This is a genomic window from Nonomuraea sp. NPDC049646 (assembly GCF_044465525.1).
Lineage (GTDB): Bacteria > Actinomycetota > Actinomycetes > Streptosporangiales > Streptosporangiaceae > Nonomuraea.
Window position 1 is genome coordinate 267,965 of record NZ_JBITLU010000009.1, and the last position, 8,748, is coordinate 276,712.

Annotated in this window: 9 protein-coding genes, 1 pseudogene and 1 riboswitch; of the genes and pseudogenes, 6 read left to right on the forward strand and 4 right to left on the reverse strand. The window is 69.6% G+C overall.

Annotation, left to right across the window (positions count from 1 at the left end; all coding sequences use genetic code 11):
- The first annotated feature begins 2 nt into the window (after positions 1-2).
- Positions 3-785 (forward strand): type III pantothenate kinase, encoded by a 783-nt coding sequence (locus ACIBQ8_RS27655; protein WP_397178514.1) that lies wholly within the window; start codon positions 3-5, stop codon positions 783-785.
- A 65-nt stretch (positions 786-850) separates the two neighbouring features.
- Here the strand turns inward: ACIBQ8_RS27655 and ACIBQ8_RS27660 are convergent, their stop codons facing one another.
- Positions 851-1,327, reverse strand: coding sequence for a hypothetical protein (locus ACIBQ8_RS27660; protein ID WP_352318638.1), 477 nt, complete (start codon positions 1,325-1,327; stop codon positions 851-853).
- A gap of 148 nt (positions 1,328-1,475) precedes the next feature.
- Here ACIBQ8_RS27660 and lysX point away from each other — a divergent pair, with 148 nt between their 5' ends.
- A complete protein-coding gene (lysX, locus tag ACIBQ8_RS27665; protein ID WP_397193335.1) occupies positions 1,476-2,957 on the forward strand; it encodes a bifunctional lysylphosphatidylglycerol synthetase/lysine--tRNA ligase LysX in 1,482 nt (493 codons plus the stop codon).
- 56 nt (positions 2,958-3,013) lie between these two features.
- On the opposite strand, the gene ACIBQ8_RS27670 is transcribed toward lysX, so the two are convergent.
- Complete coding sequence (locus ACIBQ8_RS27670) at positions 3,014-3,943, reverse strand: NADP-dependent oxidoreductase (protein WP_397193336.1); 930 nt, start codon at positions 3,941-3,943, stop codon at positions 3,014-3,016.
- 79 nt (positions 3,944-4,022) lie between these two features.
- On the opposite strand from ACIBQ8_RS27670, the gene ACIBQ8_RS27675 reads away from it, so the two are divergent.
- Positions 4,023-4,421 (forward strand): winged helix-turn-helix transcriptional regulator, encoded by a 399-nt coding sequence (locus ACIBQ8_RS27675; protein WP_397178517.1) that lies wholly within the window; start codon positions 4,023-4,025, stop codon positions 4,419-4,421.
- On the opposite strand, the gene ACIBQ8_RS27680 is transcribed toward ACIBQ8_RS27675, so the two are convergent.
- The gene (locus tag ACIBQ8_RS27680; RefSeq protein ID WP_397193337.1) at positions 4,411-5,514 is read right to left on the reverse strand and encodes a cytochrome P450; all 1,104 of its coding nucleotides are present in this window, start codon (positions 5,512-5,514) and stop codon (positions 4,411-4,413) included. The genes ACIBQ8_RS27675 and ACIBQ8_RS27680 overlap by 11 nt on opposite strands.
- A gap of 276 nt (positions 5,515-5,790) precedes the next feature.
- Here ACIBQ8_RS27680 and ACIBQ8_RS27685 point away from each other — a divergent pair, with 276 nt between their 5' ends.
- On the forward strand, positions 5,791-6,003 hold the full coding sequence (locus ACIBQ8_RS27685; RefSeq protein WP_132597751.1) for a LuxR C-terminal-related transcriptional regulator: 213 nt from the start codon (positions 5,791-5,793) through the stop codon (positions 6,001-6,003).
- A 116-nt stretch (positions 6,004-6,119) separates the two neighbouring features.
- Here ACIBQ8_RS27685 and ACIBQ8_RS27690 read toward each other — a convergent pair whose 3' ends face one another.
- Complete coding sequence (locus tag ACIBQ8_RS27690) at positions 6,120-7,163, reverse strand: NlpC/P60 family protein (protein ID WP_397178519.1); 1,044 nt, start codon at positions 7,161-7,163, stop codon at positions 6,120-6,122.
- A 6-nt stretch (positions 7,164-7,169) separates the two neighbouring features.
- Positions 7,170-7,321, reverse strand: a riboswitch (cyclic di-AMP (ydaO/yuaA leader).
- A 287-nt stretch (positions 7,322-7,608) separates the two neighbouring features.
- On the opposite strand from ACIBQ8_RS27690, the gene ACIBQ8_RS27695 reads away from it, so the two are divergent.
- Together ACIBQ8_RS27695 and ACIBQ8_RS27700 are read left to right on the forward strand one after the other, a co-directional pair.
- Positions 7,609-8,178 carry an amino-acid N-acetyltransferase gene (locus tag ACIBQ8_RS27695; protein ID WP_397178520.1) on the forward strand — a complete coding sequence of 190 codons (570 nt, stop codon included), beginning with the start codon at positions 7,609-7,611 and terminating at the stop codon, positions 8,176-8,178.
- Between the two features lie 85 nt (positions 8,179-8,263).
- Positions 8,264-8,748, forward strand: a pseudogene (locus tag ACIBQ8_RS27700) (hypothetical protein); the annotation flags it as partial.

Below are 8,748 nucleotides of genomic sequence, written 5' to 3' on the forward strand. Positions count from 1 at the left end.
TGATGCTGCTCACGATCGACGTCGGCAACACGCACACGGTGCTGGGGCTGTTCGAGGGCGAGGACGTCATCGAGCACTGGAGGCTGGCCACCGACGCCCGCCGCACCGCCGACGAGATCGCCGTCGTGCTCCAGGGGCTGCTGGCCCAGTCACCCCTGCTCAAGGGCGCCGACATCAGCGGCATCGCCATCTGCTCGACCGTGCCGAGCGTGCTCAACGAGATGCGGGAGATGTGCCGTCGCTACTACGGCGACGTCACCGCCGTGATCGTGGAGCCCGGCGTGCGCACGGGCGTGCCGGTGCGCATGGACAACCCCAAAGAGGTGGGCAGCGATCGCATCGTGAACGCCCTGGCCGCCATCGACCAGTACGGCGGCCCGTGCATCATCGTCGACTTCGGCACCGCCACCTCCTTCGACGCGGTGTCGGCCAAGGGCGAGTACGTCGGGGCGGTCACCGCCCCCGGCATCGAGATCTCGGTCGACGCCCTGGCCGCCGCCGGCGCCCAGTTGCACAAGGTCGAGCTGGTCAGGCCGCGCTCGGTGATCGCCAAGAACACGGTCGAGGCGCTGCAGGCCGGCATCATCTACGGCTTCGCCGGCCAGGTCGACGGCATCGTCGAGCGCATGGCCGCCGAGCTGGCCGAGGACCCCGACGAGGTGACCGTCGTGGCGACCGGCGGCCACGCCGCGCTGGTGGTCGGCGAGTCCCGCTCGATCGACGTGCACGAGCCGTGGCTGACCCTCATCGGCCTGCGCCTGATTTATCACCGCAATACCGCTTAGAACGTGACAAGCGGCCCCCGCTCGGAAAGGGGGCCGCCTGTCGATCGTGGTGTCGCCGGCGAGGGTCACTCGTTCTCGGCGCTGTAGAGCTCGCTCCAGGGGCCGCACTTGGTGGCGAAGGTGCCCTGCTCGGGAACCTGGCAGACCTTGGCCCGCAGGGTGAAGACGTCGTTCTCCTCGAAGTGGAACTTCTTGTAGCCGGGGAAGCCGCAGTACTTCCTGGTGTAGACCGTGGACCAGTCGCCGTCGGAGTCCTCGGCCTGGAACTTCACGTACGCGCACTTGCCGCCCTCGTCGTAGTCGCGGTTGTCCAGGTCGTACAGCCGGCCGGTGACGTGGACCTCGTTGGAGTCCTCCTCGTCCCACTCGACGCTGACGTGACCCTGGGCCTTGGCCAGGTGGTACTTGGCGTACACCGGGCCCCAGTAGTCGGAGTAGTCGTCGAAGTCGGCGGTGGTGGCGCTGGCGGCCGAAGGAAGCGACAGGGCCACGGCGCTGGTGGCGGCGATGGCGAGGATGCCCGTCGCGATCTTCTTCATCATGATCTCTCCCGGAGCTCCCCCCGGGCCGGCTCCTTGCCGGCTCCCTCCGGAGCTCGTGAGTCATTGGTACAAAAGGGTCCTTGCAGCGCCCCTGCAGGGAACCGTCACGAGCGCTTGCAGTTCGCCGTATCCCCTACGCTTTGTTGTTGTGAGCGAGGAACTTCCAGAGCAGATGCGCATCCGGAGGGAAAAGCTCGACCGCCTCCGCAGCGAGGGCGTCGACCCTTACCCGGTGAACTTCCCACGCACGGCGACCAACGCCGAGGTCAGGGAGAAACACCAGGGCCTGGAGCCCGACACCGCCACCGGTGAGACGGTCGGGGTAGCGGGCCGCGTCATGCTCAACCGCGTGGGCGGCAAGCTCTGCTTCGCCACGCTCCGCGACGGCGGCGCCGACCTGCAGGTCATGATCTCGCTCGACAAGGTCGGCGAGGAGTCGCTGGCGGCCTGGAAGCGCGACGTCGACCTGGGCGACCACGTCGGCGTGACCGGCGAGGTCATCACCTCCCGCCGCGGCGAGCTGTCGATCCTCGCCGACAGCTGGCAGATCACCGCCAAGTGCCTGCGCCCGCTGCCGGAGAAGCACGTCGGCCTCACCGACCCCGAGGCGCGGGTGCGCCAGCGCTACGTCGACCTCATCGTCAACGACGAGGCCAGGAAGATGGCGCGGGTGCGCAGCGCGACCGTGCGCGCGGTGCGCGACTTCTGGCACGAGGAGGGCTACCTCGAGGTCGAGACCCCGATGCTGCAGCCCATCCACGGCGGCGCGACGGCCCGGCCGTTCAAGACCCACATCAACGCCTACGACATGGAGCTCTACCTCCGCATCGCGATCGAGCTCTACCTCAAGCGGCTGGTGGTCGGCGGCGTCGAGAAGGTCTTCGAGATCAACCGCAACTTCCGCAACGAGGGCGCCGACTCCACGCACAACCCCGAGTTCACCATGCTCGAGGCCTACGGCACCTACCTCGACTACAACGACATCGCCGACCTGACGCAGCGCATGTACCAGAAGGCCGTCGTGGCCGCCCTGGACACCACCGTGGTCGTGCACGACGGCGTCGAGATCGACCTCGGCATAGAGAAGTGGCCGCGGATCCGGCTCTACGACCTGGTGTCCGACGCCGTGGGCGAGGAGATCACCACCGAGACCACCCTTGAGGAGCTGCGGAAGATCGCCGACCGCCGCGAGGTCCACTGGGACGCCAAGTGGGGGTCGGGCAAGCTCGTCCAGGAGCTCTTCGAGGCGCTGGTCGAGCACACGCTCGTGCAGCCGACGTTCGTCATGGACTACCCGTTGGAGACCTCGCCGCTGGCCCGCCTCCACCGCGACAACCCGCTGCTGACCGAGAAGTGGGACCTGATCGGGTTCGGCACCGAGCTCAGCACCGGCTACTCCGAGCTCAACGACCCGATCGACCAGCGTCACCGGCTGGTGGAGCAGTCGCTGCTGGCCGCGGGCGGCGACCTTGAGGCGATGCAGCTCGACGAGGACTTCCTGCAGGCCCTTGAGTACGCGATGCCGCCCACGGGTGGCATGGGCGCCGGCATCGACCGGATGATCATGGCCTTCACCGGCAAGAACATCCGCGAGACCATCCTGTTCCCGCTGGTCAAGCCCACCCACTGAGCCGCGGTCCGGCGTCCCGCGCAGGCACGGGACGCCGGTCCGGACGGTCGGGGCGGTCAGGGCACCAGCACGAGCCGTCCGCGCAGGCCGCCCTCCGCCAGGCGGGCGTGGGCGTCGGCGGCCTTCTCCAGCGGGTACGTCCCGGCCACCCGTAGCGTCAGCCGTCCGGCCTCGACCAGGCGGACCAGCTCCGCGAGCTGCCGGGCGTCCGGGCGGAACAGCACGGTGGCCACGTCCGTCCCGCGCAGCGCCACCGGCGCGACCCCCGAGGCGAGCGCCACGAACGCGCCGCCGTCCCGTACGGCGTCGAGCGCGGGCAGGCCCAGCACGGCCGCGTCCACCACGGCGTCCACGCCGCCGGGCACCCGCGCCCGTACGGCCTCGGCCAGGTCCTCCTCGCGCGGGACGAACCACTCCGCCCCGAAGCCGCGCACCAGCTCCTCGTCCGCGGCGCCGGCGGCGGCCACCACCCTGACGCCGCGCACGGCGGCCAGCTCCACCAGGTAGCCTCCGACGGCCCCCGCCGCCCCCGTGACCAGCAGCGTGCCGCCCGGCCCGACGCCGGTGCGGTCGAGCGCCTGCCAGGCGGTGAGCCCGTTCAGCGGCAGCGTGGCCGCCTGGACGGGGCTCACGTCGCGCGGGGCGCGGGCCACCGCCGAGGCGTCCAGCACGACGTACTCGGCCTGCGCCTTGTACGGCAGCTCCAGCCGCGCGCTGAGCCCCACCACCTCCTCTCCCACGCCGAAGGAGGCCCCCGGGCTCGCCTGGTCCACGGTCCCCGCGGCGTCGAAGCCGATCCCGTACGAGTCGAGCTTCCTGGCCAGCCCGTACGAGACCAGGGCCCCGGACGCCACGGCCAGGTCGAAGGGGTTGACCCCGGCCGCGGCCACCTTGACCCGCACCTGGCCGGGCCCCGCCGTCGGCAGCGGCGCGGACACCAGCCGGGGAGCGCCGGAGCCGCCGATGAGTGCACGCATGTTCGTCATGCCGGCGAGCCTAGGAAGAGCTACTCTCTTTCAGTAAGTAGGCACCTGGAAGTGCGTAACACACAGCGAGGAGTGAGACGTGGCGACCACGACGGCGGCGCAGCGGCGTGACCAGGCGAGAGTCGCCTTCGACGCCTACTTCGCCGAATGCCCATCCCGCAAGCTGCTCGACCGGCTCAGCGACAAATGGGTCACGCTGGTGCTCAGCGCGCTGGCCTCCGGCGAGCGCCGCTACAGCGACCTGGCCAGGCACATCGCGGGGGTCAGCCAGAAGATGCTCACCCAGACGCTGCGCGGCCTGGAGCGCGACGGCCTGGTGGCACGCCGGATCACGCCGCAGGTGCCGGTGCGCGTCGACTACGCGCTCACCCCGCTGGGCCAGAGCCTGATGCCGCTGGTCACCGCCATCAAGGCGTGGGCCGAGCAGCACATCGAGGACGTCGAGGCCGCCCGCGAACGCTACGACGCTACCGCCTGAGCCGCACCGGCAGCCGGGCCAGCCCGCGCAGCACCACGTTCTCCTTGTACGGCGGCTCCGGACCGGCGGCCTCCATCTTCGGCGCCGCCGCGGCCAGCGCCGACAGCGCGATCTCGCCCTCCATCCTGGCCAGCGTCGCCCCCAGGCAGAAGTGCAGGCCGAGCCCGAAGGCCAGGTGCCGGCCGGGCTCGCGGCCGGGATCGAACCGGTCGGGATCGGCGAACGCGGCCGGGTCGCGATTGGCCGCGCCGATCGGCACGAGCACGGCCGAGCCCGCGGGCACCGGCGTCCCGCCCAGCTCGCGGTCCTCCAGCGCGATCCTGGAGGTGAGCTGGACCGGCGGATCGAAGCGCAGCACCTCCTCCACCACCTCCCTCGGCCGCTCGGCGGCGCGGTGCAGCAGGCCGTGCCGCAGCAGGTTCAGCACGCCGTTCGCGATGAGGTTGACGGTGGTCTCGTGGCCGGCCACGAGCAGCAGCACGCAGGTCGCCAGCAATTCGGCCTCGGTGAGCTCCCCGACGTGTGCGAGGGCGCTCAGGAGGTCCTCGCCGGGACGCTCGCGCCGCAGCGCGATCAGGCGGCGGAAGTAGTCGCGGAACTCGTTCCTGGAACGCTCCGTTTCCGACATGAGGGCATCTGTCAGCATCGGGTCAAGTCCGCGGGCAAGGGCCTCGCTCCATCCGCGGAAGCGGTCGTGGTCCTCCGGCGGCACCCCGAGCATCTCGCTGATCACCATGACCGGCAGCGGGTACGCGAAGCCGGAAATCAGCTCCGCCTCCTCCGGCAGCCGCCCGATCAGGTCGGCGGTGATCGCCTCGATCCGCGGCCTGAGGCGGGCCACCATGCGCGGCGTGAACGCGCGGCTGACCAGAGCGCGCAACCGGGTGTGATCGGGCGGGTCCATGAGCAGGAACGACCTGCCGGGCTGACCTGCCTCTTCCTGCGCGGGCGGGGACGTTCCGTGACCGAACCCGGGGTCGCGCAGCACGGCCGCGCACAGCTCGTACGTGGTCACGACGAGCAGCCCGCCGCGCGTTCTGAAGATCGGCCCGGCGGCTCGCAGCTCGCGATATCGGACGTACGGATCGCGCACAAATTGCGGATCCGAGGGATCAAAACCCAGCACGTCGGTGGCGCTCATCGGAGGTGGAACCGGGCCGCCGAATTGATCGTTTGGACCGTTCATAGCGGACCACGGCGTGCCAACATATGCGGAGTACGTCACATATAAGCGATCATGTCAATAGCACTGGTCAAGGGCGCCGATTGTTGCGCTTGACGACCTTTCCGCGATGCGTTTACCTTCACCGAGACGAGCGGCTTGCTTCGCCTGAAAGGTCCGAGTTCTGCTGTTGGGGGAGGGCTCCCGGTGGATGTGCTCACAGAAGGCGTTGAGCTGAGCCACGCGGATTTGGCGTTACTGGCCGAGCTGGCCAGGGGGGTGACCGTCGATCGGGTCGGCAGGCGGCTGGATATCAGCGGACGGACCGTACGACGCAGGCTGAGGGGCATCTGCGACCGCATCGGCGTGGCCACGGCGATCGAGGCCGTGGCGTGGGCGGCCCGCCGCCAGCTCATCTGACGGCGCTCATCGGAACGGCGCTCGGCGAGGGGGCGCTGGACGAAGGGCCGCTGGGTGGAGGGCCGCTGGACGAAGCGGCCCTGGACGAAGTGGCGCTGGGTGAAGGGGCGCGCTGGTCAGTCCGCGATGCGCACGCCGCCGGCGAACGGCCGTCCGCCGATCGGGGCGACCCGCACGACGTCACCCGTACGCGGGGCGTGGACCATCATGCCGCCGCCGATGTAGATGCCGACGTGGTGCAGGTCGCTGTAGAAGAACACCAGGTCGCCGGGGCGAAGCTGGTCGCGGCTGACGTGCGTGCCGGCCGTCCACTGGTCGCCGGTGTAGTGGGGGAGCGAGATGCCCACGCGCTGGTAGGCGGCCATCACCAGGCCGGAGCAGTCGTAGGAGCGCGGCCCTTCGGCACCCCACACGTACGGCTTGAGCTGCTGGGTGAGGGCCCACTTGACCGCCTGGGCCGCCTTGCCGTCGCCGATGACCGGCAGGTTGACGCGTACGGCCCGGGTGCCGGGACGGCCGGCCTCGCCGACGGCCCGCCGGTAGAGGTTGCTCTCGACCTTGGTGACCAGCTTGGTGATCTTCGAGCGCTTGCTCTCCAGATCGGTGACGATCTTCTGCACCTCGGCGATGCGGGTCTTGGCGCCGGCCCTGGCCCGCTCGGCGGCCTCCATGGCCCTGGCGAGCTGGTTGACCTCCTCGCCCTGCTGCTGTTCGAGCGCGTACGTGGTCGCGGCCCGGTCGAGGAAGGTCTCGGGGTCGCCGGACTGGGCGAAGGCCAAGGCCTTGTCCAGGCCGCCGGTGATGTAGGCGTTCTGGGCGAGCAGCGAGGCCCTGGCGCGCCTGGCGGCCAGGTCGGACTCGCTGGTGGCCAGGATCTTCTGGGCGGAGTCGTTGGCCTTCTGGGCGGCCTTCAGCCGTTCGCGCTGCTCGTTGTACTGCTCGGCCAGCGTCTCGATCTCTTCGTGCAGCTTCTCCACCTGGTCGGAGAGCTCGGAGAGCGACGGCTTCGGGTCGGCGGCGGCGGAACCGACGGGGACGGCGAACAGCATCGCGGCGACGGTGACGCCGATGACGCCGAGGCGGCGTGCGCGCCTGGCCTGCTCCAGGGGGCGGGCGTGCCTGCCCCCGGACGTCCCCGAGCGGTCGAACGTCCGCTTCACCAACCGAGCTCCTCTCATCGACGCCGGCCGGGTTAGCTGACGGGTTCGGGCCGGAGCAGCCCTACCGAGATGGTCGGATTCACCCCAAGTGGTGGCGCCGGGTGCTCGCCGCCGTTGGTTCCCCGGCTTCCCTTGCGGGAATTGGGCGTGTCTTTCCGCGCGCATTACGCGGAGAACATCGTCGCTGGACACTAATGCACTCCGGGTTCACGCTCAACCGGAACTGCCGAGTCTGTAGAGGTTTCACAACTGAAGGGTCACAAGGTGATCTCGTGGGTAGCCGTACGGAAGCGGGCTTCTGCACCTTTTGTCCAGCATTCGGGGTGCTGAGGTCTGGAGGAAAGCTCCAAGTCGGCTCGTGTTCACCTGACCACGGGATGTGATGAGATGCCCGAGACGTGGGATTTAGGGCCGAGCCGTAATGAGATCTGTACTCTGGAGAGCCATGGAGCAGGTGGCCGAAGTGGCAGTCCCCGAGACCGCGGTCGTGGTCAGGCGTGCGCGCACGCCCGACGTGCGTGCGATCAGGCGTCTCGTGGACACCTACGCGGGCGCGGGGCCGCGGCTCCTGGAGAAGGCCACGGTCACGCTGTACGAGGACGTCCAGGAGTTCTGGGTGGCCGAGCGGAGCGGGGAGGTCGTCGGCTGCGGCGCGCTCCACGTGCTCTGGGAGGACCTCGCCGAGGTCCGTACGGTGGCCGTCGATCCCGCGTGCCGGGGGCTGGGGGTCGGGCGGCGGATCGTCTCGGCACTCGTCCGGCAGGCGAAGGATCTGGGGCTGCGGCGTGTATTCTGTCTGACTTTTGAGGTCGACTTCTTCGCGAGGCACGGTTTCCGTCCCATCCAGGGCACACCGGTCTCACCCGAGGTCTACGCCGAGTTGCTGGCCTCGTACGACGAGGGTGTGGCGGAGTTCCTTGATCTGGAACACGTCAAACCGAACACCCTTGGCAACACCCGCATGCTGCTGCATCTGACATCGGGTGACGCGGACCTTGACCCCTTGGAAAGGTGATTGTTGATACCTATGTCGATACGTTGGGCAGCACAGGCATGTGTCCTGACACGTGCCACATGCGCACTCGAAGCGAGGTGACACGGTGAGCACCGGACAGCCGCCGTACCCACAGGACGATTCCGGCGAGAACCCCGAGTACGGGCAGCACCACGGCCGTCGGCCCGGTGAGCCCGACCCGGACGTGACTGTGGTCGGCTACCGGGCGGACGATGCCTTCGGCCAGCCCCCATACGGTCAGCAGCAGCAACAGGGCTATGGCCAGCAACAGCAGTACGGCCAGCAACAGCAGCAGTACGGCCAGCAGCAGGGCTACGGCCAGCAGCCCCAGTACGGCCAGCAGGCCGGCACGGGTCAGCAGGGCTACGGCCAGCAGCAGGGTTACGGTCAGCAGCCGCAGTCCTCGGGCCAGCAGTACACGCAGCCCGGCTACGGCCAGGAGGCCCAGTACGGCCAGCAGGCCGCCTCGGGCCAGCAGGGCTACGGCCAGCAGCAGGGTTACGGTCAGCAGCCGCAGTCCTCGGGCCAGCAGTACACGCAGCCCGGCTACGGCCAGGAGGCCCAGTACGG

What these genes read in the sequence shown, in the direction of transcription:
- ACIBQ8_RS27655 (WP_397178514.1), top strand. Translation starts at nt 3, where the DNA reads ATGCTGCTCACGATCGACGTCGGCAACACGCACACGGTGCTGGGGCTG.
- ACIBQ8_RS27670 (WP_397193336.1), bottom strand. Translation starts at nt 3,943, where the DNA reads ATGACGAACATGCGTGCACTCATCGGCGGCTCCGGCGCTCCCCGGCTG.
- ACIBQ8_RS27695 (WP_397178520.1), top strand. Translation starts at nt 7,609, where the DNA reads ATGGAGCAGGTGGCCGAAGTGGCAGTCCCCGAGACCGCGGTCGTGGTC.
- ACIBQ8_RS27660 (WP_352318638.1), bottom strand. Translation starts at nt 1,327, where the DNA reads ATGATGAAGAAGATCGCGACGGGCATCCTCGCCATCGCCGCCACCAGC.